The 20,116-nt window shown below is 36.6% G+C and carries 37 protein-coding genes and 1 pseudogene; 9 read left to right on the top strand and 29 right to left on the bottom strand.

The features are described 5' to 3' along the window. Nucleotides 1-33 precede the first annotated feature (33 nt). From FC56_RS04120 to FC56_RS04105, 4 genes are all read right to left on the bottom strand, one after another. Nucleotides 34-297 (bottom strand): hypothetical protein, encoded by a 264-nt coding sequence (locus tag FC56_RS04120; RefSeq protein WP_056978147.1) that lies wholly within the window; start codon nt 295-297, stop codon nt 34-36. Between the two features lie 27 nt (nt 298-324). Further along, nucleotides 325-1,134 (bottom strand): hypothetical protein, encoded by an 810-nt coding sequence (locus FC56_RS04115; RefSeq protein ID WP_056978146.1) that lies wholly within the window; start codon nt 1,132-1,134, stop codon nt 325-327. 63 nt (nt 1,135-1,197) lie between these two features. Then, the gene (locus FC56_RS04110; RefSeq protein WP_054669183.1) at nt 1,198-1,395 is read right to left on the bottom strand and encodes a hypothetical protein; all 198 of its coding nucleotides are present in this window, start codon (nt 1,393-1,395) and stop codon (nt 1,198-1,200) included. A gap of 134 nt (nt 1,396-1,529) precedes the next feature. Then, entirely contained in the window at nt 1,530-1,751 is a 222-nt protein-coding gene (locus FC56_RS04105; RefSeq protein WP_054669185.1) for a hypothetical protein, read from the bottom strand. A gap of 86 nt (nt 1,752-1,837) precedes the next feature. On the opposite strand from FC56_RS04105, the gene FC56_RS04100 reads away from it, so the two are divergent. Together FC56_RS04100 and FC56_RS04095 are read left to right on the top strand one after the other, a co-directional pair. Further along, nucleotides 1,838-2,020: a type II toxin-antitoxin system HicA family toxin gene (locus FC56_RS04100; protein WP_054669187.1), complete on the top strand. Its 183-nt coding sequence runs from the start codon at nt 1,838-1,840 to the stop codon at nt 2,018-2,020. A gap of 34 nt (nt 2,021-2,054) precedes the next feature. Further along, nucleotides 2,055-2,501, top strand: a complete 447-nt coding sequence (locus tag FC56_RS04095) for a type II toxin-antitoxin system HicB family antitoxin (RefSeq protein WP_056978145.1) — start codon at nt 2,055-2,057, stop codon at nt 2,499-2,501. Between the two features lie 58 nt (nt 2,502-2,559). On the opposite strand, the gene FC56_RS04090 is transcribed toward FC56_RS04095, so the two are convergent. The 24 genes and pseudogenes from FC56_RS04090 to FC56_RS03985 form a co-directional block, all read right to left on the bottom strand. Continuing rightward, nucleotides 2,560-3,579, bottom strand: a complete 1,020-nt coding sequence (locus FC56_RS04090) for a hypothetical protein (RefSeq protein WP_056978144.1) — start codon at nt 3,577-3,579, stop codon at nt 2,560-2,562. 892 nt (nt 3,580-4,471) lie between these two features. Continuing rightward, nucleotides 4,472-4,804, bottom strand: coding sequence for a hypothetical protein (locus tag FC56_RS04085; protein WP_056978143.1), 333 nt, complete (start codon nt 4,802-4,804; stop codon nt 4,472-4,474). Between the two features lies 1 nt (nt 4,805). Next, nucleotides 4,806-5,207: an ArpU family phage packaging/lysis transcriptional regulator gene (locus FC56_RS04080; protein WP_318635509.1), complete on the bottom strand. Its 402-nt coding sequence runs from the start codon at nt 5,205-5,207 to the stop codon at nt 4,806-4,808. Between the two features lie 166 nt (nt 5,208-5,373). Beyond that, complete coding sequence (locus FC56_RS04075) at nt 5,374-5,646, bottom strand: hypothetical protein (RefSeq protein WP_054669196.1); 273 nt, start codon at nt 5,644-5,646, stop codon at nt 5,374-5,376. 10 nt (nt 5,647-5,656) lie between these two features. Next, nucleotides 5,657-5,818 (bottom strand): hypothetical protein, encoded by a 162-nt coding sequence (locus FC56_RS08125; RefSeq protein ID WP_156410661.1) that lies wholly within the window; start codon nt 5,816-5,818, stop codon nt 5,657-5,659. Then, the gene (locus tag FC56_RS04070; protein WP_054669199.1) at nt 5,815-6,048 is read right to left on the bottom strand and encodes a hypothetical protein; all 234 of its coding nucleotides are present in this window, start codon (nt 6,046-6,048) and stop codon (nt 5,815-5,817) included. Before FC56_RS04070 ends, FC56_RS08125 begins: the two co-directional genes overlap by 4 nt. A gap of 47 nt (nt 6,049-6,095) precedes the next feature. After that, nucleotides 6,096-6,416, bottom strand: a complete 321-nt coding sequence (locus FC56_RS04065) for a hypothetical protein (protein WP_054669201.1) — start codon at nt 6,414-6,416, stop codon at nt 6,096-6,098. A gap of 12 nt (nt 6,417-6,428) precedes the next feature. Then, nucleotides 6,429-7,046 carry a hypothetical protein gene (locus FC56_RS04060; protein WP_054669203.1) on the bottom strand — a complete coding sequence of 206 codons (618 nt, stop codon included), beginning with the start codon at nt 7,044-7,046 and terminating at the stop codon, nt 6,429-6,431. After that, nucleotides 7,036-7,725 (bottom strand): putative HNHc nuclease, encoded by a 690-nt coding sequence (locus FC56_RS04055; protein ID WP_054669205.1) that lies wholly within the window; start codon nt 7,723-7,725, stop codon nt 7,036-7,038. The genes FC56_RS04060 and FC56_RS04055 overlap by 11 nt, the downstream gene beginning before the upstream one ends. Before the next feature lie 18 nt (nt 7,726-7,743). Further along, on the bottom strand, nt 7,744-8,130 hold the full coding sequence (locus tag FC56_RS04050; RefSeq protein ID WP_082620573.1) for a RusA family crossover junction endodeoxyribonuclease: 387 nt from the start codon (nt 8,128-8,130) through the stop codon (nt 7,744-7,746). 2 nt (nt 8,131-8,132) lie between these two features. Beyond that, nucleotides 8,133-8,567, bottom strand: a complete 435-nt coding sequence (locus FC56_RS04045) for a hypothetical protein (protein WP_056978141.1) — start codon at nt 8,565-8,567, stop codon at nt 8,133-8,135. After that, nucleotides 8,557-8,781 carry a hypothetical protein gene (locus tag FC56_RS04040; protein WP_054669211.1) on the bottom strand — a complete coding sequence of 75 codons (225 nt, stop codon included), beginning with the start codon at nt 8,779-8,781 and terminating at the stop codon, nt 8,557-8,559. Before FC56_RS04040 ends, FC56_RS04045 begins: the two co-directional genes overlap by 11 nt. Next, on the bottom strand, nt 8,774-8,992 hold the full coding sequence (locus FC56_RS04035) for a hypothetical protein (RefSeq protein WP_054669213.1): 219 nt from the start codon (nt 8,990-8,992) through the stop codon (nt 8,774-8,776). The genes FC56_RS04040 and FC56_RS04035 overlap by 8 nt, the downstream gene beginning before the upstream one ends. Continuing rightward, nucleotides 8,989-9,786: an ATP-binding protein gene (locus FC56_RS04030; RefSeq protein WP_054669216.1), complete on the bottom strand. Its 798-nt coding sequence runs from the start codon at nt 9,784-9,786 to the stop codon at nt 8,989-8,991. The genes FC56_RS04035 and FC56_RS04030 overlap by 4 nt, the downstream gene beginning before the upstream one ends. Next, nucleotides 9,783-10,577: a conserved phage C-terminal domain-containing protein gene (locus FC56_RS04025; protein ID WP_054669218.1), complete on the bottom strand. Its 795-nt coding sequence runs from the start codon at nt 10,575-10,577 to the stop codon at nt 9,783-9,785. Before FC56_RS04025 ends, FC56_RS04030 begins: the two co-directional genes overlap by 4 nt. 13 nt (nt 10,578-10,590) lie before the next feature. Next, complete coding sequence (locus FC56_RS04020; protein WP_054669220.1) at nt 10,591-10,965, bottom strand: single-stranded DNA-binding protein; 375 nt, start codon at nt 10,963-10,965, stop codon at nt 10,591-10,593. Next, a pseudogene (locus FC56_RS08230) lies at nt 10,962-11,636 on the bottom strand (ERF family protein). Before FC56_RS08230 ends, FC56_RS04020 begins: the two are co-directional and overlap by 4 nt. After that, nucleotides 11,626-12,159: a host-nuclease inhibitor Gam family protein gene (locus tag FC56_RS04005; protein WP_056978140.1), complete on the bottom strand. Its 534-nt coding sequence runs from the start codon at nt 12,157-12,159 to the stop codon at nt 11,626-11,628. Before FC56_RS04005 ends, FC56_RS08230 begins: the two are co-directional and overlap by 11 nt. After that, entirely contained in the window at nt 12,146-12,316 is a 171-nt protein-coding gene (locus tag FC56_RS08120; RefSeq protein ID WP_156410660.1) for a hypothetical protein, read from the bottom strand. The genes FC56_RS04005 and FC56_RS08120 overlap by 14 nt, the downstream gene beginning before the upstream one ends. Further along, nucleotides 12,309-12,458, bottom strand: a complete 150-nt coding sequence (locus FC56_RS08115; protein ID WP_156410659.1) for a hypothetical protein — start codon at nt 12,456-12,458, stop codon at nt 12,309-12,311. The genes FC56_RS08120 and FC56_RS08115 overlap by 8 nt, the downstream gene beginning before the upstream one ends. A gap of 120 nt (nt 12,459-12,578) precedes the next feature. Beyond that, nucleotides 12,579-12,911 carry a DUF771 domain-containing protein gene (locus tag FC56_RS04000; RefSeq protein ID WP_054669227.1) on the bottom strand — a complete coding sequence of 111 codons (333 nt, stop codon included), beginning with the start codon at nt 12,909-12,911 and terminating at the stop codon, nt 12,579-12,581. Between the two features lie 3 nt (nt 12,912-12,914). Next, on the bottom strand, nt 12,915-13,433 hold the full coding sequence (locus FC56_RS03995; RefSeq protein WP_054669229.1) for a helix-turn-helix domain-containing protein: 519 nt from the start codon (nt 13,431-13,433) through the stop codon (nt 12,915-12,917). A gap of 242 nt (nt 13,434-13,675) precedes the next feature. Continuing rightward, nucleotides 13,676-13,975, bottom strand: coding sequence for a hypothetical protein (locus FC56_RS03990; RefSeq protein WP_056978139.1), 300 nt, complete (start codon nt 13,973-13,975; stop codon nt 13,676-13,678). A gap of 11 nt (nt 13,976-13,986) precedes the next feature. Continuing rightward, complete coding sequence (locus FC56_RS03985) at nt 13,987-14,232, bottom strand: helix-turn-helix domain-containing protein (protein ID WP_054669233.1); 246 nt, start codon at nt 14,230-14,232, stop codon at nt 13,987-13,989. 140 nt (nt 14,233-14,372) lie between these two features. Between FC56_RS03985 and FC56_RS03980 the strand changes: the two genes are divergently transcribed. The 7 genes from FC56_RS03980 (at nt 14,373) to FC56_RS03950 (ending at nt 18,874) form a co-directional block, all read left to right on the top strand. Further along, complete coding sequence (locus FC56_RS03980) at nt 14,373-14,756, top strand: helix-turn-helix domain-containing protein (protein ID WP_054669235.1); 384 nt, start codon at nt 14,373-14,375, stop codon at nt 14,754-14,756. Between the two features lie 16 nt (nt 14,757-14,772). Continuing rightward, nucleotides 14,773-15,180, top strand: a complete 408-nt coding sequence (locus FC56_RS03975) for an ImmA/IrrE family metallo-endopeptidase (RefSeq protein ID WP_056978138.1) — start codon at nt 14,773-14,775, stop codon at nt 15,178-15,180. 43 nt (nt 15,181-15,223) lie between these two features. Next, nucleotides 15,224-15,655, top strand: coding sequence for a hypothetical protein (locus tag FC56_RS03970; protein ID WP_054669241.1), 432 nt, complete (start codon nt 15,224-15,226; stop codon nt 15,653-15,655). 98 nt (nt 15,656-15,753) lie between these two features. Further along, nucleotides 15,754-16,608, top strand: a complete 855-nt coding sequence (locus FC56_RS03965) for a hypothetical protein (protein WP_147649689.1) — start codon at nt 15,754-15,756, stop codon at nt 16,606-16,608. Between the two features lie 79 nt (nt 16,609-16,687). Further along, nucleotides 16,688-17,179, top strand: coding sequence for a hypothetical protein (locus tag FC56_RS03960; protein WP_054669243.1), 492 nt, complete (start codon nt 16,688-16,690; stop codon nt 17,177-17,179). 1 nt (nt 17,180) lies between these two features. Next, the gene (locus tag FC56_RS03955) at nt 17,181-17,630 is read left to right on the top strand and encodes a hypothetical protein (protein WP_054669245.1); all 450 of its coding nucleotides are present in this window, start codon (nt 17,181-17,183) and stop codon (nt 17,628-17,630) included. Between the two features lie 101 nt (nt 17,631-17,731). Beyond that, the gene (locus FC56_RS03950; RefSeq protein ID WP_054669248.1) at nt 17,732-18,874 is read left to right on the top strand and encodes a site-specific integrase; all 1,143 of its coding nucleotides are present in this window, start codon (nt 17,732-17,734) and stop codon (nt 18,872-18,874) included. 563 nt (nt 18,875-19,437) lie between these two features. On the opposite strand, the gene FC56_RS03945 is transcribed toward FC56_RS03950, so the two are convergent. Then, the coding region (locus FC56_RS03945) for a phage major capsid protein (protein WP_169790259.1) at nt 19,438-20,116 on the bottom strand (679 nt) is incomplete at its 5' end.

Here is a 20,116-nt window from a genome sequence, read left to right as displayed (position 1 = left end):
ACAAAAAAGGCAGCCGTTAAGCTGTCTTAAAACTTATTTCGTATGAATAAAGAAATCTCTATGACGATCAGAAATCACAATTCCTTTTTCATCATCTGAAATTGTAATTGGGGCGTCAAATATTTCTTGACCAGAGAATGTTTTTAAAGTTAGCTGTCCTCCGGGTTCGTTATCATTTTCTGTGTTTATTAATCTATAAGTAGTGCTAAAATTAATGCCATAATTATCATATAAATCTGTTTGCATAGCAGGCGTAATAGCAGACCAATCAGCCATTGAATTAATTTCATATTTCATAACATATCTCCTAATTTTTGTTAATTATTATTCATATATAGTAACTTTTTCATAAATGTTTGTTATTGCTTCGAATTTGCGGGGGCTATCTTTTAGGGAAGTATCCTCTGGATAATCTACATCACTAATAGGTTCGTCAGATATAACTTCCCAGTAGTTAGTACTCTCTAAATTGTGATATTGATAATAAAGATTTTCATATTTAGTTGAAACCCAAATATTAATAACATTTGGATTGTGACCAGACGTTTCTATAGTAGATCTTGGAATATAGTAAATATAATTATGAGCTCTGATAATAGGTATCTGAACTCGTTCTATAAAGGGATGGATTCCATCAGAATTATTAATCAATTCAACAGAAATATTAGTTGCGTCTTTATCTGATGTATTTTCTATTTTGAGAGATGATAGAAACAGTTTTTCATGTTTTCCTAGTTTTTTATTTGTTTTTAAAAAGTTATCAGTCTGTCTTGAATGGTTATTTATAATTACATTATGAAAATCTTCGACACTGTTAACATCAAAAACATCAAATTGAATTAAAAAATCAGGCCTATCATTCTCTCTTATTCTTCTACGATCTTCATTTAACTGTTTTCGAAACAATTCATTATTATTTTCTATTTGTACTTTAAGTGACCAGTAAACCCCTCCTATAGAAAGGATAGCACCTAAATATCCACCCCAAAATCCAAGCCAAGCTCCATTATCTGCTTCTGAAAACCATCCAAAATTTAAAAAATGTTCTCCTAATAAAACTAAAAATGGTATTATTACAAAACCGATAAACGAAAACAATAATCCTATTTTCCAATATTTTTTAAAAAAATCCACTTTGAACACTCCTAAATAATTATTAATTCAAGAGTATCAAATAGTAAACACCGTGGCTACATATTATTCATTTTTATGTTTCTTTTCATAAGACATAGCGGCTGCAACTAAAACAACGAAAGCCACAACAAAAATATTTAGCACTAGTAAAATGCCACCATAAATAATTATTGGCAACCACGTGATAGTGGTCCACCCTAATGCCTTACATAAAATCAATGCTAGTAATATGAACCACGCCAATTTATTAACGAATCCCATTGAACTTCACCTCGCCCCTTTTATTTTTATTCTTTTTCTTACTTGATTTAGCTAGCTTCCTCTTCTCATCTAACTCACGTTGTAGCTTACGATCTTCTCTAACTTCTTCCCAGCTGGCGTAGTAGCCATCCACTTTAGTCATGCTTGACATGATGAATCACCAACTTGTCCTCGTTATAAAGAGCAATGTCGCCACTTCTAACACGCTTGCCTTGGATAAATAACGGAGCGTGCTTTTTACTGTAATCAATATCCAGTTCTACACTTGCCATAGCCTTTTCTGTGCAGACATCTAGTAACTGGTAAAGCAGCGCATGGCCGTCATCGTGTAAACTATGTAACTTTAGTTTTCGCATATAAATTTCCTTTCTTTTTTAAGTGTTTTAATTGACAATACGTGTAACACGTGCGACAATATATCTTGTCAGGAGGTATAGTGCACATGCCAATGACACAAAAAGCCATGGTGAAGTTGCTTAAAAGTCACGGTTGGACTAAAACCGACGGTGGCAAAGGTTCCCATATTAAAATGGATAAACCCGGCTTCCGACCCATTACAGTGCCTCACGGTGAATTAAATAAATACACCGAGCGAGGCATTAAAAAAGAAGCTGGACTACTATAGTCAGCTTCTTTGGCATATCTAAGGAGGATTAATTATGTTAGTAACTTACCCTGCTTTATTTTATTATGATGAATCAGAAACTCCGGGATACTTTGTTCACTTTCCAGACTTTGAAAACTCTGCAACTCAAGGAGAAGACGTTTCAGACGCTATGTATATGGCATCTGATTGGTTAGGTCTCGTGGTATCTTCATTAATAGAAGATGGTAAAGATTTGCCTAAACCATCGGATATTAATAAGCTATCTCTATCAGATAACGACCCATTTAAAGATGACGATGACTTTGATTTAGAGTACGATCCTGCTAGATCGTTCAAATCCATGGTTACTGTTAACCTAAACGAATATCTCGACAGTCAAAAACCCGTCAAGAAAACTCTAACTATTCCCAAATGGGCTGATAAGTTAGGCAAAGATTTAAAGCTCAATTTTTCCGAAACTTTAACCGATGCCATCGTTGAGAAAAAAGTAAATAAATAACATCAAAACCAGACAATTAGTCTGGCTTTTTTAGTACAAAAAAACAGCCCGGAGGCTGTTAACTTAATCTTTTGATTACTGGTTGTCCTGTAATAACGGACTTTACGGTTGCTTTTAAATCTGCTTTAAATTTTTCAGCACCAACTGCTGTATTTTTATAAAAAATAGTAGTATTTGATGAAATATCAAATGGTAACTTACCATCATAATCTTTTTCAAATGAGTCTGTATCACAAATTGTGATAACTGGTTTCCCAATAGTATTAGCTATTCCTAGTTCATAAAAAACGTTTGGATTTTTGCCACTTAAATCGCAAATAATAAATTTTGAAGTATTAATGTATACCCAAATATTTTCCATAATACTAGGACTACTTGCATCAAAGATATCTCCTGATTTAATAACGTTCAAATTAAACTCATTTTCAATGATAGGTTTTATAAAACTATTAAAAAATTCCAAACGATCATCATCAAATTGAAGAATTCCAAATACCATTTTATCGTCAATCGTTAAATCTCTTGCCTTAAATATAGGATTAAACTGCATTTTCTTACCTCTTTCAATGATTCTAATTACCGTAGATTTTGTAGAATTAAAAATACTTAAATATAAGCTTTCGTTATGACTAACTATCCATGAGTTAGTTTTTAAATCTTTATCATCAGCATTGGCGATTTCATTACTAATTTCTTTGATATCATTGACATTTATATCTACGTAATCATTAAAGTTAATTCCTGACATTAAGTTCAGGCTGCTTTGTTCTTGCTTTACACTGCCATCAAAATAAACAGTACTTATTCCCCTAATAGCTTTATCAGAAGAAAAATAGATCCTAGCTTTGTCGCCAATGTTATAAAGAACATAAAAATTTAATGGAGAATCGATTACTTTTTGTTCCATCGTCAATCCAATTAGATTTCCAAAATAGTTAATACCTTCAGAAATAATTCCCCAAATAAAATAAAAACACCGTTGTTTGTTATTTCCGAATATACTTATTTCTAGTTGCTCATTTCCATTTAATACTGAGGAACTTGCTAAAGAATAATTTTGCATATCATAATAAGACAAATTAATAACCACCTTAAACGTTTGTTAATTTATCTTACCAAGAATATTATGATTTTTCTATCATATCAAAAAAGGACTGTCCCCAGTCCCTTACCTCGCCGTTGCTTATGAGTACGACACGTTATTTTATTTTTGTTTGTAGCGAGTTTGACCATGAGCGTGTTAATTTTTACAAAAGAGGGATTCCTCCTCGATTGTTATTCGGATCGCTTATGATCTACACCATGTAAAGGACTCGAACCTTTGGTTGTATCGGCAACCGCTCCTAGCACATGGTACTTCTGGGGTCTTGGCGACAAAAGTCAGCTTACGAGGTTGCCTTGATTTCTACACTAAAATCAAAATGTCGCTCACCCAAGGGATCATCGCACGCTACCAGCATTCCGACGCCAGTGTGGCTCCCCCAATGAGGTAGCAAGGAATCGAACCTTGCATATAACCCGGCAAATGCCTGCAAGCTATCATAGCCGTTTAATACCTCATGTTGCCCCTAGAGTTGTTTCGATTATTTTTGCGGGGCTATAACGTGTGTAGGAGTTGAACCTACAACTATCACCGGTCACGTCACTGCTGCTGGATTGTATTTATATATATATCTAATTTCAGAAAGGAGTGAAAAATTAACATAGTCTGGAGGACTCAGTAATGCAAAATCAGTAAGTAGTATCACAGCAGCAAAGCCATGTGACGGAGTCGAACCGTCAGACAGTCCGGTCATGGCTAAGAAGTTTTTGCCATTGGCAAATGTTGTCAGTCGGAATCGAACCGGCTTAATAGCTCCTAGCGACAACTAGGGATATAACTTTATCTTTCGATGCTACTAATATAATCCCCTTTTTCGTATCGTGAGACTGGTCATAGTCCGGTAAAAGTCCGGTCAGAGTCTGGTTTTTTATCCAAGAATTGATTGTATTAATGACAATTCCGGAACAGTTGCTTCATAAAGAGAAACCATAAGCCAAATAAAATCAATTACGATTGGAATAAATGCTATACAACCAGAAATAGCAAACTCTTCCCAATCAAAAAATTCATCCTTTGATACTTTAATAGCCATCAAAACTAAAATAATTATGATTGCTAGCAAGATTATTCCTGCAATTACGGATTGAACTATCCCCCAAATTTGATATTGATGGACGAACATCTTAACTGTTTCTGGTAATTGTTTTGCCCCATCGTTGAGCGTGTTTAATAGTTCTTGTGCAGCTTTACTTTTATCCAAATTAATTCTCCTTATAGATATGTAGATCATCCATCATGTAGCAGTCTGCGAATTGCAGTAAGGCTTCTGGCTTCACTACATCAAAATAATGTGATCGACTATATCCAATGTGCATAAAACACATCGTGTCGGAGTAGTCTTCTAAGTAGAGTAAATCTAATACTTCTTTTGAGCGCTGATCACAATGACCAATGGCTTCAATAGTCCGCTTAACAATCTGTTCCGCCGTTAGTCGTTGAACAATCCGCCGTTCCATTGAGTTTTCGGTATTTTGTGCTTTAGGCATTCCATCACTACTTGGCGACTTAAGTATGGCTACAGATACACCACTGATTCGCACCATGCGTGGAAATGTTACGTTGAAAAAATGTTTGCAGTTGTTAATAGTTGCTTCCCGATTCACCTCGGGAAATAAGCTTGCTGATAAATCGTCCAATGTAGTTACACCCCTGTATTTAGCGTCTTTGTATATAGCAACAAATATGGTAAAATAAGATGTAACTTAATTCGATTATTAACAACTACTAAGTCGCCTGCCGGGGCGGCTTTTTTTGTACAAAAAAATGCTATTAAATTGCTACCTTGATTTCATTCAGATCAAAGCCAAATTGGCTGTTAATCCTATCGATTTGCCGTTGTGTTAAAGCGTAATTGTCTCTCCAAGGCCATGAAGTAAATTGCGGTGTCCCCTCATGATCAATCAACCAAGCAAATTCCGAATCATAATTAGTTACTTGGAATGGAATATGATGACTATCGGTCACCCATTCACGCGTATCACCGCTATGAGTGGCTATATAGTCAACAGTGGGAGAAAGCAATAATACATATTTTTTACCCATTTCTACTCCTTTAAATGATCAAAACGATTACTAAAATTAGAACATTAGTGATAGCTATTCCTGATGAAACGTTCATTGCCCATTGCTTATCTATAAAACAAATTCCTAAAGTTATCTGTGCAATCAACAGTAACAGTTGAACAATAACAAGCCCAAGTTTTAACTCAATCATTGTTTTCCTCCTACTGGTAAGATTTTTACTTCTTGAATTTCGTAGCCCTGACCGCACCCACGATGTTCAAAACCACGTTCTGCTCCTCGTAGATCTGCATACACAATGGCACTGCCAAATGATGTAAATTGATTTTTAGTATGCTTGCCATCTTTAGTGACATGGTCACGGCTGTAGTCAGTTCCGTATACATACTTCTTAGTACGTTTGTTGATAATGGCGTATGACATGATTTCCTCCATAAAATAGATATTTAATTGCCATTCTTACGACGCAACTACCCCTCCAGTAATTCCGGATTCTTAGGCAATTCAATAAATGTGTACTTTCTATCGGTGGTCAAAAGATTTGGATCTACACGACTGAACTCACCGTAATTGATCGTATACGGTATTCTTCCGGGAATCATTTTTGATCGTCCACCCTCAAACACCATTGTGTAACTGCCATCTTTTTCTTGAACTACACTTCGATAAAGCATAGAAACGATCGGAGCGGTGTTACAGTACTCTACAAAATCACCTACATAAATTTTGCGTCCGTTCATATCGGTAGATCCCGTATATGTCCGACCCTTATTTCGCTTATTTTTAGCCATCGTCTTCCTCCACTAGTTTGAAAAAATCCATTGGTTAATTTCTTTTTCTGAATCCAGCCACCTTTTAATTCCGGGATCTGAAGCTCCTCTTTTAGTCGTTGATGGAATCTTTCCCGCAACTCTTAGCTTATGAATTCGATGTTCTATAGCGTTCTTAGATCGTTCTGACCTTTTAACGATCTCTTGAGTGTTGGAAACTATATTATTAGCATCCAGCTCGATATGCTCTAACAGCCATCTATCCTCATCGTCAGACCACGGTTGGCAAACGTAATTGATCTTGTTTTGATGAATTAATTTACTGCGTAAAAATGAAATACCTTTAATTGTTCGATTGAAACGCTGAGCAACTTCTTCATTACTACAGCCATATTCGAACATTTGAGAAATTGATTTTAGTTCACTATCAGAATATGGACGGTTATACTCATCGAATTGGTTACGCTTGTTGATCTTAGGAAGTTCTCCAACCTTTCGCAGTTCGATAATCCTCCTACGCATTGTAGTTTTAGCAATATCAAATTCAGACGCGCATTCTGAAAGATTTAGTACTTCGTTGGTATCCGGATCCAGAATTAGTTTTCTTTTAAGCTTTTTGATATGGTTCTGATCCCAAGCATTACGAGTCATAGGCTACCTCCTCATCTATTTCATCCATTCGTTTTCTTGTCATGATATGTAGCCGGATCAGGTCATCGTCGGACAACCTAACGGGCCGAATATGGTGCTTTAACATGAACTGCTTAGCGCCCATGTTGTGGATCGAAGAATGGCACGACCTACACAATGCCATGAACCACAACTTACGGTGATCAACTAACTTCCGGCTGCGATTACCAACAGCAGTAAAGTGATGAACGTCTGCTGGCTTGCCACAAATCACACATTTTCGATACCTCAAGCACTGAACAGCTAAGTGGTAATCGGTTGGGATTGAATCCCACAATTTAGTTCTAAAAGGAATATCCCATTCAAAGCAGAAGTCCAATATAAACGTTAGAAACTGATTAGCCGTAGTCATATCACAGTTAGACATTGAAAAGCTGTCAGCGCCCGTCTTAGCGTAGTAGCGATACTTTAATTCCATCTCGGTATCTCTTTCGTCATATCCGGTAAACTGGCTCACATCGTGAATCAAAGCGAATATCTTTTTGCGTTGGTCTGGGCTAATTAACCGCTCATCTTGAATTATCAGCTCAGCGGTTGGTTGCTTGCCATTGGCGAATCGCTGGAGCTGATCCATATTCAATTCGTCATCTAGCTGTAAGGTTACTTGATTGCCCTGCAGGCTAATTATTTTGGCAAACAACGTTTAACCTCCTCCGGTTTATTCATGTGGCGTAATTTCTACCTCAATGCGTGGATTCTCTTTATCTACAGAAAACTCATCGAAGTAATCGCCAATCTGTTTCCAGCCATCATTTTTAATCAATCCTGCTTTCATCATGCCGTCTTGAATAAATTTGATAGCAAAGCGGATATTGTCTTTGTCCTTTTTGCGATTTTTCATGTACCAATGGCAATGAATATCGATCTTACCGTCAACCGTTAACCCCTTGTTCATCGCTGCTTTAACACACATGGAACATAGAGCTGTATTAGCACGCTTTAAATTACTTCCGTGGTACTTATTGCCTCGTTCAGCGTCCGAATACTCGTTTAGCGTAGGTAATTCACCGGGAATAATTATTTTATTAGCTGTTGGACTAGTCATCTTCATAAACCTTTTCTAAAATCATTAACCCTCAAGTCAAAATTATTAATATTCAAGTAAGGTGTATTTTTAAATGCCTCATTCCATTCTTTTTTGGTCGCTTTAAATTCATTGCATCCCTGCATTGATACATAGGGGAATCCATTAATATCTTTAATTATCTCTGCACACCTTGTTTGAAATTCTTTCGTGGCAATGTCGTACGTTTCAAAAGCCATGCAGTACCTCTTTTCTTCTTCCAACTCAACATCGACACCACGAAGAATTGCGTCAGTAACCTTTAAGATGTCATTTGCACTCATCTCTGTTCCATCGGCAAGATCATTAATTTCACCAGCGAAAGCTTCAAGCAGAGCTTGCCATTTACTATCCCCGTACTCACACTTGGCACTGTCGTAACATTCGTAAACTGTTGAATCTTTGATTTTAATTGGCATGTGTTGGCCACCCGTCCTTTACTTGAATGATGTACATCGGTTCTGGATAAATTGGATTCATCACTTTGCCGTTTCCATAGCGATTAGGGTCCAGATTGTATCGCTTAGGGTATTTCACTGACGGAAACATATCTTTAAGCAAGCGGTGAACTGCCTCGTAGGTATTTGCCACGAGATAAGTTTTATGTGTTTTGCTACCCACTGCTTTAAACATTGACCTTTTCCTTAGGCGCATATGGCGCCCATTCCTTTCTAATGGCTTCAATTCTTCTGTGTGACTCTTCTTGACTGATTGGCCCACATACTGGGCAAGGTTCTGCAGTCATTTCAAACTCTGGGCCCGTCTGTAAAACGTGAGTTCCATTACACATTGGGCACTTAGGTTCAACAGATACCAAGTGTCCGTCGTAAGCTCTAACTTTCATACGTTACGTACTCCTTTCATGTTTTCAAAACTAAGTTGATGCTCTGGATTCTTAGTAAAAATTCGATCTATTAACTTAGGGTCGTACATTCTAACTAGCTCTGTGCCTTTGTTATTCGAGGTAATAATCATTGATCCTCTAGACTGGTTATTTGCAAAATCAACCCTGGCATTAGCGATCTGATACAGGAAGTCCTGTAGGTCTTTATGAACCGATCTGACGTTACCGTCTTTCTTACCGGCTTCAGTGCCAAGATCATCTAAAACGACCACGTCAGCCTCGACCATTGACCGTTTAACATCTTCAATTTTTCTTGCTAGCTCTGGAAAGTCGTATTTGTTTTGTAGCAGTTTAAGCAGCTCCATGGTCGAAACAAAAATTACTGACTTTCCTTTTTCTTGCAACGCATACATAATCGCTAACGCTAGTGAAGTTTTACCCACTCCTGCTTGGCCTAACAAAGCCACGTTAAAATCTTCTTGAGTAAGCTGTTTAGCAATACTAAAGGCTTGATTGCCTAATCGTTTAGCTTCTTCTGCATTTTGTTGACTATCAGTTTTCCAGTCGCTAAACGTAAACTTCAGTTCAACGTCACCGCTCCATAAAGAGTTATCGAAGTAGTATCTAGCCTTTTTATCAGCAATTTCTTCAAGGCTCTTAGCAACCGTTTGAGCATCACGTTTAGCTAAATGTTCAGCAATGCCTTCTGGCGTGTCTGGAAGATGGTCCACATCAGCACCTTCACGGCGTGCCGCTTGTTTTGCCCGTTCAATCATCAATGAGTCAATAATCATAGGTCGAACCATCCTTTCTCCGTTGAGTTAACTGGTTTTTGATTTAAATACTTTTCAAAATTGCTAGGTCTAAACAGTGTGCTTGGCTGTAAATACTTGACCATCTCATCATCGTTAAGCCAATCCTCAACCTTGTTATCAATAACCGTCTTAAAGTCCTCAAGGGTTCGGCCTTCCGATAGGCGACCGCTGATTAACTTTCTGGCGTCCTTGGACTTTCCAGAAAAACCTTTTCCGGTTTGCTTATTCAGGTAATCAATAACTTGTTGAGTAATAGCGTTGCGCTTTTGAGTTTCGGGATCAGGTTCAGGTGGCTGCTCGACAATATCTTTTTTCTTAGATTCTTCAACTTCTCTAAGTTCTTTAAGTTCTTGTTTGTGTTGAACCGTTGTTGAACTGCTGTTAAGTTGATGTTGAACCGTTGTTGAACTGTTGTTAAGTTGGTTGTCAGCTTCTGAATCATCAATAGCCTCAAACACAGTGATGACGGTATATTCAGACGTCGATTGCATGTCAATTAGGTTGTTAGCTTTTAACCACTTGAGCCACGAATACATAGTGGAACTTGATACAAAGTGTTTTGAATTTGCACGGTGACCCTCATTAAGTTCTAAATTTAATGCATTTCTACCTGTTAAAAATTGTCCTTGTTTCAAATCAACTCCGTATACCTTACTTGGAGCATGCCCTGCTTTCATCAGTAGCAAAAGATAAAATCGAAGTTTATCAGGATTGGCCCAAAGCTTGGTATGGACAATATCACGATGCAATTTCACCCAACCATTGTTCATGGGCTACCTCCTTTTAAAACGGCAAATCATCATCTGAGATGTCGATTGAATCGTCACCATTGTCAAATTGATTATCACTTGCCTGAGTTTTGTTATCTGGTAAATCAAAGTCAGTCACGTTTACATTGAGTTGTGGGTTACCATCGTACTCATCGAGTTCAAATGTCCCCGTCACGGTTACATGACTACCCTTATGGAAAAAGCGTTCGATAGTAGCGGCTCTTTTACCCCAAACAGAACATCTGAACCAATCGGTACCGTAATTGCCTCCATCGTCCGGACGGCTCTTACGAACTGCAACGCTAAAGTTAGCTACTTCCATTCCATTTTGAGTGGTATTAATTTGTGGATCTTTTCCTAGATTTCCTGAAATTGTTATTTGTCTCATTCGGCTGCCTCCAAATTATCCATATCATCTTTCATAGTTTGAGCTGCTTCCTTATTAATTTGTTTTTTCATCGCTTCGGCTTGTGGCATAGTAAGTTCTTTCCAAGTAGGAATTCCTAAAAGTAGCATTATTCGTTTACTATTTTCTTTATCGCTTTGCCCGTTTACTAGCGATAAAGTTTTAATTTCACTGGTTATTTCGGATCGAATAGAATCATCTGCCAGAGGATCATTAGACTTATGATTATTACTTGGCTTTGGATTCTGCTTTTTAGTTCCTTGCCCTGATGCCAAATTGCCGTCATCGTCGGGATCTGAAGTAATTCCAAATACCGCTGATAAACTATATCGACGAGCATAGGTTTCAACTGATCCCATGTCTTATGGCGTGTCTTTTTTAGCTTTCATAGAGAAAGGTTCAAATTGAATGTACTCACCTGATGCGTCTAAAACGATAGTAGAAACGGCCACATTTTGACCATCTGATGTAACTTCCTGAACGTATGTTAGGCCCTCCGGAAGCGCATCATCGATAGATTGTTGAACATTTTCCAATGGTACATATTTTGATTTAAAAAAAGGATTATCAGCATCTTTCGTTGGTTGAACTACTTTAGTTCTAAAAGTTGCTAACTTTGTTGCGATGTTTGATATTGATTCACTAGTTTTCATCACTTACCTCGCTTTCTGGTAATCCAATCACTGTCATATTAGGTTTATAAGTCACTTTGGTTTCTTCTTGAGTAGTGATCCCCTCAACGATTTCACCATTTTCATCAACTGCCTTACCATTTACTGGCTTAAGCGTCTTTTTAAAATCGCCCCATTTAACTTTCGAAGTGTTCTCAATAAATTCTGGGTGATTGGATTCAACATAAGCTAGCAACGCATTCTCGTCTTTAATGAACTTTTTAGTAGTTCTAACGGACGTTTTACCTGACGGAACATTGACCTTACCGTCTGGCTTAGTTAACCGATATTCTTCAATCAAGCCTTGAAAATAATTAATTTGATCTTGAACGCTAGTGCTTTGTGGGTTGTACCAGTCATCAATTTTTTGTTGATATTTAGCAACAAATTCGTCTCGTCGACTTTCTAACTGTTCGGATTGGTGTTTATACTCTGCTAACTTTTCAAACGCCCAATCAGCTTCATCATCATTTTTTATAAAAAAGCGTTCTTTAACTTCGTCCATTTTTCATTGCCTCCATTTTTGCTAACTGGATTTTCCAGACATTCCTTCGATTCATAAGTCCAGCGATGTATCCATCTGGACTACCTTTGGCAAAAGCTTTTTGAATTTTATTATCAAGTTGTTTAACACGTTCGTTGTAGTGGCCTGAATTAACCATGAATCAGACCCCCTAGCCGTTGCCAAATCGTTAATTTTGGCTTAGAATTAACTGTAATAATATTTTTATAAAAGTTATTGACTACACCGATCGGTTGCACCCGGTTGGTGTATTTTTTTGCGCTTTTATTTAAAGGTGTCATTGAATAATTCCCTCCAACTACTGTATTGAGATACATACTTATGAAGTCCCCATCCAATCGCTACTGCAATGAATGCCTTGAACAAAAACAAACATAATTCTCCTAAAAATGTATACATACTTACGCCTCCCAATTAATTAAATTCCAGTTGCGGTCAATGAAGTTCTTCATTTCACTAGCTTTAAACAACCAGCGGCCGCCTTTACCTTTAGCCTCGATGATGAATTTATTTCGCTTCATTTCTTCATAGTCCTTTGATAGTCGAGGATTATATAGAACTCGCTCTTTAATCCAATCGAATGACCGTCCACCTAGCAAATTGCGTAAATCATCTTTGGTCCATAACTTCCCTTGAACTTCATTAGCTTTTAAATCGTCATATTCTGATTTCTCAATAAGCTTGTAGTCATCTGGTATTTGAACCGGCATAGTTACGTTTAAAACTTGCGGCATTTTTTAACCTCCAATCTTTTCGTTAACTTTTTTAATAAGTTCCATTGGGTCTTCGTGATTGTAAACACACCAGCTAAACCACATTGTTAGCTCTGAGCTAATCTCCTCTGGAAACTCTTTGTTCATACGATTGATGTTTTCCCAATCTTTGGACGTCTTTTGCCTGTCAGGCTTAATCGCACTAGCAAACGCAGCTGCTTGAATTTCGATACGTTCTTTTTCTTGCTGCTGTTGATCGATTGTTGCGGCGAAGAGGTCGTCTTTTACCTTGCCATCGTCTTTGAAAGATAATGTTTCAAATTCCTGACGAGAAGCTGAGTAAATCAACTTTGGATTGTGTAAGTATTGTGCAATTAATCTAATAGCATGAGGATCTACGCTACGTTTACCACTTGCCCACTGACTAAGCGCTGCTTGTGTCGAATGCGCCTTATCCGCTACATCTTTCCTACGGATACCCTCAGGCAATTTACTTAAAGCCAAAGCTAACTGATCAGCTAATCGTTTCCTTCCGTTTTCCAACGTTAATCACCTCCTTTTGTTAAATTAGTTTGTTTAATTTAACGGTTTGAAGATTGATAATTAAGTTAGTAAGCAAAGGCAGCTTCGGCTATTTCATTACCAAGCTCTTACTTAGTAATTTCAGCTAAATTGCTGATTTGCTCATCACTTAAAAAATTTAAAACAGCATCGCTAGTAGTTGGATCGCTAGCTTTGATAAACTGAATATTTTCTTTACGAGATCGCATGTAAGCACCTCCTTTCTACATAATTGGTGAGGACTTACTAACGAAGTAATCCATGAAGTACTTCTGACCTTTTGGGGTGAACATTAAGCCCTGACTGTCATCGATTTCTAGCAACCCCAATTCTTGGGCTTTCTGAGTAGGACAGTAAAACCAGTAAGATGAATTGTCCTTGATCAAGAATCCTTCTTTCTGCATAAAAAACAGCACAGTATAGCCATCCCAGAAAGGACTAATTTGATCTTCAAGATCTTCGATAAACTTGTCTCGGGTAATACTTGTTGATACTGGTTTTGGTGCTAAAACATAGTTCTTCATTTTCTTGCCTCCTAGCTGGGTTGTTTCTCTTTACCCACATTTTTAATAACGGAATCCGTTAGTTTATCATCAAAAAAAACATTAATATCTACTCCTAAAAACAAAGCAATATTGTTTAAATCATCAGTAGATATTGTCTTATTTATTTTTTCAATACGATGATATTTTTGACTACTGTAACCAAGAAAAGAAGCAACTGCACTCTGTTTAACGCCTTTAGCTTCTCTAATCTTGGCGATATTCTTTTGAACTTGCAATCTATCACCTCCTACTTGATTACAAATACAAGTATACTAACGGATTACGTTATTGTCAATAAAAAATTCCATAATTCCGTTATTTTTATCACGAAATCCGTTATTTAGTTTATAATACAAATACATAAGGGGTGCTAAGCATGAATAACGTAGGAAATAAAATAAAACAATTAAGAAAAGATAAACACCTTACCCAAAAACAATTAGGTGATTTAGTTCATTTAACGCCTCAAGTGATTTCTAATATCGAACGAGGATATACATCTGCAAGCGCAGAAGATTTAGCCAATTTTAGTAGAGTATTTAACGTAAGTATTGATGAATTAAGTAAAAATGATGTTAATCCATATGATCCACCTACTCCTAGTTGGGCTAATGAAGAAGATAAAATCGACCTAGAAAAGTTCTTAGATGAAAATCTTGATTCCATGACATATGGCGGTGAAGATTTAACCGAGGAAGAAAAAGCTAAAGTACGAGGAGCCATGATTGGTATTTTCTGGGATCGTCATAAACACAATTAGGGACGGTTATTAATGAATGCATGATTTAATTAAGAACACAATAAAAACAATGATAAGGCGGTATGGAACCGCAGACCCCTTCGTCATTGCTGAAAAATTAAATATTGATGTACGTTGGGTTAACTTTGGAGAGCGTCCGTTTGGAAAAACATTCTATGATGAACACGCCCCCGTTGTTATGCTTAACAAGTCGTTAAAATATAAACCACAAAGATATTTCACCCTAGCCCATGAAATTGGCCATGTAGTTATGCATGCTGATTTGAACGGCTACTATACAGGAAGGTTGAGCTATGGTCCGCTAGAGCTACAAGCTAGTGAGTTTGCTAGCGGCCTACTTGCCTTACTATATGTAGAAGAAAATGGTGTTGGTCCAGAATATCGAAGTGACTTAGTTCATGCTTACGGATATCCCGAAGAATAAAAACCTGTTTATCGGTTTTTTATTTAGTAAAGGTGGTAATTGAATGAAAATTGGTTATAGAAAGCCTAGCTTAAAGAAATCATTTAAGGCAAGCACTACCGGCAAATTAAAAAGAGAACTTAAGAGAAGCGTAAACCCCTATTATGGTAAAAAAGGTACCGGCATGATTACCGACCCCAAGAAGTCTGTTTACAACAAGGTTTACAAACAAACAACTGTGCAAACTCCTGCACCTAGATTTGGAGAGAATGAAAAAGCAACATCAAAAAGTATAAAAAATAATTCAGAAAACGAAATTAAAATTGATAAGGCAAACAATGAACAAGAATCTGTACCACAAAAAAATGGACATCCTTGGTTTTGGGCTATTTGTGCCGGAGCAATTATTACTATAATGTTTTCTACTAAATTTTCTTTTTTGATGCTTATACTATTTGCATTTTGTATTTGGAAATTTGTAGATTTAATAAGTTAATCTCTAGTGAAAGCTGATAAATTTGCTGTCCAAATTCTGATGACTTTAAAAGCTGACTACATATCCGGTTGAGGGGCCGGAACATTGGAGGATTTACCATGAAGTTAAAACACTTAGTAATTACCGGGATTTCTGCGCTGTCATTCTGCGGTTTTATGGCTATTTCGAATTTAACAGCAAACGCAAAAACAATTCATTATTACACTCCTAAAAGTTGGAGAGGAACTTACTATGCTCCAAATGGGAGTGAGATGAAGGTTAATACATACTCAGTTTCCTATAATGGAAAAACTTTTTACAAAAGTAGCTGGTCTGGATGGAAGAAGCTAGCCTTTTCTAAGGTAACGAAAGCAACCTACACTTTTAATGCTTTAGCTAAATATGGATTTCAAAGTAGCCGCATGTGGAAAATGAAACATAAAAACGGAAAAACCTATTTAGTTAACTATAAAATAATGGGTGAGGTAACTTATTGGAAAAAATATGTAAAGCCTAAACCACTTAAAGGCTATACCGTTGCTGACAGTGACGACTTTTTCTATAATGCCTGGCGCAGAGCTTACCTAGATATGTACACTGATGAAGCTGATCTATATAAGAATTTCAACGACGCCAAGGATAGTTTGGAAGAACCTGACTATAAATTAACTAATTACAAGAAAAAAGTTTATGCTAAGTGGCCTTCTGCTGATTCTCCATACGATGTTATCCTCGTTAAAGTAGATGGCAAAACATATTACTTAAATGATTCCCTGCATGATATTAGACCATATAATGCGTCTCGTAGTGGAAGCGATGGCATTTTTTCTAAGTTTAAACCAACAGATAAAAACGTTGTTTTAAAACACGGCACTAAGGTATACAAAAATACTGAATGGTACTTAGATAGTGGTAAAGGATTTACTTATAAGAATACCGGTAAGAACTACCATTCATGGAAATTTGAATATTAAACTTCCCCCCGCTCTGGTGACTGGCAGCAGTTCGATTCTGCTGGCGGGAATTAAAATATGATAGTCAGGAAGTGGCAATTTGTTCCCAATAAAATCCTTTTTCATAAATGCACTAACGATTAATGATCTAAATCCTGATAATTTCCATCCCATTACTATAGACAATAAAAATGATCGTCTTACCTTTTCAGGAATTTTAACTTCAAACTTACAAAATATATACATTGGCGATAAGGAACTGATTTTTGGAAAAGACAATAAATTGTTCGTACAACTAAATTTAATTCAAAATGTTTCTACATCCAATGATGAATATAAGTATAAGAGTTATCCATTGGACAAAAAAGAAGCACTAATTTCTGAAATGCCTCAATTTTCGGAGCCTGTTAAATTTACAGTGGAACTTAATCCATTTAGAGATAATATTATATATTCTTTTGATTTATCCAAACCATTAGTGAATTATTATTTTAATATTGAATGCTCAATAGAAATAAATAACAATTTGACTACTGATAATTTCTTTTCTTTTGATTTCTTAGTGAAAATAAAACTAGAGGATGGTAAGTAAAATGGACAATCCCAATGGTTTACATATAGTTTCAGATGATAAATTTAAAACCTCCCCTCTTCCAACTGTTGACCATTATACCCAAACCATTGATAATGAAGAAAAATACAATAATGGCAATGGAGGCGGAAATATGGAAGATTATGTAACACATAGAGAACTTCAAAGTGAATTAGAAAAACAAGATTTAAAAGTTAAAAACCAATTTACTGAAACCAATTCAAAAATTAATGAACTAGAAATTAAGATGAACAGTCGTTTCAACAAAATCGACGCTAGATTCGATAATATTAATGATAAATTCGATTCTTTACCAGAAAAAATTGAAAATATTGTTATGAAAAATAATCAGGAACGCGATAAAGAACAAAAAGAGACTCGAAGGTATTTGTGGGGAACCATTTTTATCGGAACAGTATCCATGATAATTTCAATAATCGCGTTGTTTTAATAACCCCCTTATTGGGGTTTTATTTTTAAACCCAAAAGAACATATGTGCCCCAAATGAGCGTTAATTTCAACCCTAAAACTTAACGATTGGAGATAATAGTATGGCATCAATAACTAAACGTGGTAAAAAGTGGCAAGTCAGAGTTTCTTATAAAGATAAAAATGGCGATTGGCGTACTAAAACTAAAGGTGGATTTAACACAAAAAAAGAAGCTGAAATTTATGGAACAGACATGCAGCGAGACGTTAATAACGATGAACTCATTACTAAGTCCACCCCATTCCCTGAATACTTTTGGAATTGGTTTGAACTTTTTAAAGAAAAAAACGTTAACTCAAGAACCTATACAACTTATAAACACACTTACAGGATTCTCGAAGAATACTTTAAAAATATTCCTGTGGACAAAATAACCCGGAAAAAGTATCAAGAATTCTTAAATGATTATGGTAAAAACCACGCTAAGTCAACCATGACTAAACTGAATAGTTTGGTCCGTTCTTGTATTGATAATGCCGTCTATGATAATGACATAAAAAAAGACTTCACCAAAAATGTAGAAGTCGTTTTTAATAAGGACCGTAGCCAAAAAATTGAATATCTTAGTATCGAGGATATGAACAAAATGGCTGATTACATTTTGAACAACTTGAATGTAAATTACACGTCCCCATTCATGATCCTGGTAGCCATCTACACCGGAATGCGCTTAGGTGAAATTCAAGGGTTGCAATGGCAAGATATAAACTGGAATTTTAAAACTATATCTGTCAAACGGTCATGGGACGCTGATAAACGTGAATTTATTCCAACAAAAAATGAATCATCTAAACGAACTATTAGAATTAATCAAACCTTGTTAGATACTTTGAACCAATTAAGGCTAGCTTATAATCCCTCTGAGAATGACCAAGTTTTTTTAAATCAGACGAAGAACGTTCCGACCTCTGACGCAGCCAATAAAGTCTTGAGAAATATTATGAAGAAAGCTGAAATTAAGCGAGCGGGATTTCACTTCCACTCTTTGCGCCATACTCACGTCGCTTACCTGTTAGCTAACCATATTGATCTATATGTAATTTCTAAGCGTTTGGGGCATTCTGATATTGCTACTACTAGTCGAGTGTACTCATACTTGATCGATGAGTACAAGGTTCAGTCCGATAATGAAATTGAGGCCGTACTAGACAAGATGGACAACCCCGACACTCCACATTCTCAAACCAATAAAAATTTTGCCTGATTTCGTTAAAATAATAAAACTTTCATGCACGTTTTTTGCGCAAAACCCTTATAACCACCGGTCTATCAACATCGAAAAAGCCCGCCGACTCCATTTTATAGCTTTTAATAAATCGTAACGGCGGTTAAACTACTGGTATAAAGGCATTTCTGTTTTTTAGAATTGCCAACAAAGGCCAATAATTGCTAATCAATGGCAACCATTTTGGCAACCAGTATATTAGGTATACCAATTTAATATAGACCGTGCGGGGCGTGTATGTGCTGTTATCCTTTTGGGTAACAGTTTTTTATTTGTCTAAATGCTTGCTGGTTGTTTGCCAATTGTGATGTTAAAATTAGTTGCAGCGATTAACCGCTGCTCGTTTGAAGAAGTAGTGCTTTTTGATTCCCCCTCGCCTATTTGGTCGAGGGGTTTTGTTTTGGCATTACTACTATAATATTAGAGCCACCCAAACCCACAAACTAACCACCCCACTTTTAAACCGTGCGTCAGAATGCGCCTATATAACGTCATGCCAAACAAAAAGCCCACCATTCTTACATGGTAGGCAATTCAACTATTTATTTCTTGGTACTAGCTTTGGTGGTTGCTGTTCCTGCTGGCAAGGTTAAATTTAACATTGCGTCCGGATTAAGTAATTGATAATCAGTTCTTAAGATTGCAGCGAATGCAGTTCCATAGTTATCAAATACATCATACTTAATTTCTAGATTGTTTCTGGTAATTACGGCCACCGCTTCACGCAATGAGCCAATAAACAATGGTGTACCAGCTAGGAACTTATCGTTAAGCACTAACAAAGGTAAACCAAAAATAGTTTTACCACTAGGACTAGATACGCTGTCCATCAACATAAAGTGACCATCTTCATACTTCAAAGTGTCCAAGTAAGCCAAACCGGTCATATTAGTAACCGCAATCTCTTTGAAATTAGGATCAAGTTTACCGTCATAGGCTTTAATAATATCGTCCATGGTGGTGACTGGGGTAGCGGTCAAACCGCTTAAGATAGTCGAGATTTGGGCGTTGTTAGTGTTCAAGACTAACCGTTTGAGTTGATCGCTAATGATTGAAGATAGATCTACCGCGGAATCATCAAGGATTTCATTAGATAAAATGATCTTACCGGTACGGGTTTTGACTTCATACTTAACCCCGTCAATGCCGTTGCCAGTTTCTGGGATTGCAGCCAATTCTTCTTTAGTGGCTAATACCGCTTTACTATCAGAAATAACGGGA

This window comes from Lentilactobacillus senioris DSM 24302 = JCM 17472 (genome assembly GCF_001436555.1).
Classification (GTDB): Bacteria; Bacillota; Bacilli; order Lactobacillales; family Lactobacillaceae; genus Lentilactobacillus; species Lentilactobacillus senioris.
Note: the sequence above shows the minus strand (reverse complement) of the source record. Positions and strands in the feature narration are given on the sequence as shown.

Excerpts from the sequence above, each read along its gene's own strand:
- FC56_RS04120 (WP_056978147.1), bottom strand. The coding sequence starts at position 297 with ATGAAATATGAAATTAATTCAATGGCTGATTGGTCTGCTATTACGCCT.
- FC56_RS04110 (WP_054669183.1), bottom strand. The coding sequence starts at position 1,395 with ATGGGATTCGTTAATAAATTGGCGTGGTTCATATTACTAGCATTGATT.
- FC56_RS04105 (WP_054669185.1), bottom strand. The coding sequence starts at position 1,751 with ATGCGAAAACTAAAGTTACATAGTTTACACGATGACGGCCATGCGCTG.
- FC56_RS04100 (WP_054669187.1), top strand. The coding sequence starts at position 1,838 with ATGCCAATGACACAAAAAGCCATGGTGAAGTTGCTTAAAAGTCACGGT.
- FC56_RS04095 (WP_056978145.1), top strand. The coding sequence starts at position 2,055 with ATGTTAGTAACTTACCCTGCTTTATTTTATTATGATGAATCAGAAACT.
- FC56_RS04075 (WP_054669196.1), bottom strand. The coding sequence starts at position 5,646 with ATGGGTAAAAAATATGTATTATTGCTTTCTCCCACTGTTGACTATATA.
- FC56_RS08125 (WP_156410661.1), bottom strand. The coding sequence starts at position 5,818 with ATGATTGAGTTAAAACTTGGGCTTGTTATTGTTCAACTGTTACTGTTG.
- FC56_RS04070 (WP_054669199.1), bottom strand. The coding sequence starts at position 6,048 with ATGTCATACGCCATTATCAACAAACGTACTAAGAAGTATGTATACGGA.
- FC56_RS04065 (WP_054669201.1), bottom strand. The coding sequence starts at position 6,416 with ATGGCTAAAAATAAGCGAAATAAGGGTCGGACATATACGGGATCTACC.
- FC56_RS04060 (WP_054669203.1), bottom strand. The coding sequence starts at position 7,046 with ATGACTCGTAATGCTTGGGATCAGAACCATATCAAAAAGCTTAAAAGA.
- FC56_RS04050 (WP_082620573.1), bottom strand. The coding sequence starts at position 8,130 with ATGACTAGTCCAACAGCTAATAAAATAATTATTCCCGGTGAATTACCT.
- FC56_RS04045 (WP_056978141.1), bottom strand. The coding sequence starts at position 8,567 with ATGCCAATTAAAATCAAAGATTCAACAGTTTACGAATGTTACGACAGT.
- FC56_RS04040 (WP_054669211.1), bottom strand. The coding sequence starts at position 8,781 with ATGTTTAAAGCAGTGGGTAGCAAAACACATAAAACTTATCTCGTGGCA.
- FC56_RS04035 (WP_054669213.1), bottom strand. The coding sequence starts at position 8,992 with ATGAAAGTTAGAGCTTACGACGGACACTTGGTATCTGTTGAACCTAAG.
- FC56_RS04030 (WP_054669216.1), bottom strand. The coding sequence starts at position 9,786 with ATGATTATTGACTCATTGATGATTGAACGGGCAAAACAAGCGGCACGC.
- FC56_RS04025 (WP_054669218.1), bottom strand. The coding sequence starts at position 10,577 with ATGAACAATGGTTGGGTGAAATTGCATCGTGATATTGTCCATACCAAG.
- FC56_RS04020 (WP_054669220.1), bottom strand. The coding sequence starts at position 10,965 with ATGAGACAAATAACAATTTCAGGAAATCTAGGAAAAGATCCACAAATT.
- FC56_RS04005 (WP_056978140.1), bottom strand. The coding sequence starts at position 12,159 with ATGGACGAAGTTAAAGAACGCTTTTTTATAAAAAATGATGATGAAGCT.
- FC56_RS08120 (WP_156410660.1), bottom strand. The coding sequence starts at position 12,316 with ATGGTTAATTCAGGCCACTACAACGAACGTGTTAAACAACTTGATAAT.
- FC56_RS08115 (WP_156410659.1), bottom strand. The coding sequence starts at position 12,458 with ATGACACCTTTAAATAAAAGCGCAAAAAAATACACCAACCGGGTGCAA.
- FC56_RS04000 (WP_054669227.1), bottom strand. The coding sequence starts at position 12,911 with ATGCCGCAAGTTTTAAACGTAACTATGCCGGTTCAAATACCAGATGAC.
- FC56_RS03990 (WP_056978139.1), bottom strand. The coding sequence starts at position 13,975 with ATGAAGAACTATGTTTTAGCACCAAAACCAGTATCAACAAGTATTACC.
- FC56_RS03980 (WP_054669235.1), top strand. The coding sequence starts at position 14,373 with ATGAATAACGTAGGAAATAAAATAAAACAATTAAGAAAAGATAAACAC.
- FC56_RS03975 (WP_056978138.1), top strand. The coding sequence starts at position 14,773 with ATGCATGATTTAATTAAGAACACAATAAAAACAATGATAAGGCGGTAT.
- FC56_RS03970 (WP_054669241.1), top strand. The coding sequence starts at position 15,224 with ATGAAAATTGGTTATAGAAAGCCTAGCTTAAAGAAATCATTTAAGGCA.
- FC56_RS03965 (WP_147649689.1), top strand. The coding sequence starts at position 15,754 with ATGAAGTTAAAACACTTAGTAATTACCGGGATTTCTGCGCTGTCATTC.
- FC56_RS03955 (WP_054669245.1), top strand. The coding sequence starts at position 17,181 with ATGGACAATCCCAATGGTTTACATATAGTTTCAGATGATAAATTTAAA.
- FC56_RS03950 (WP_054669248.1), top strand. The coding sequence starts at position 17,732 with ATGGCATCAATAACTAAACGTGGTAAAAAGTGGCAAGTCAGAGTTTCT.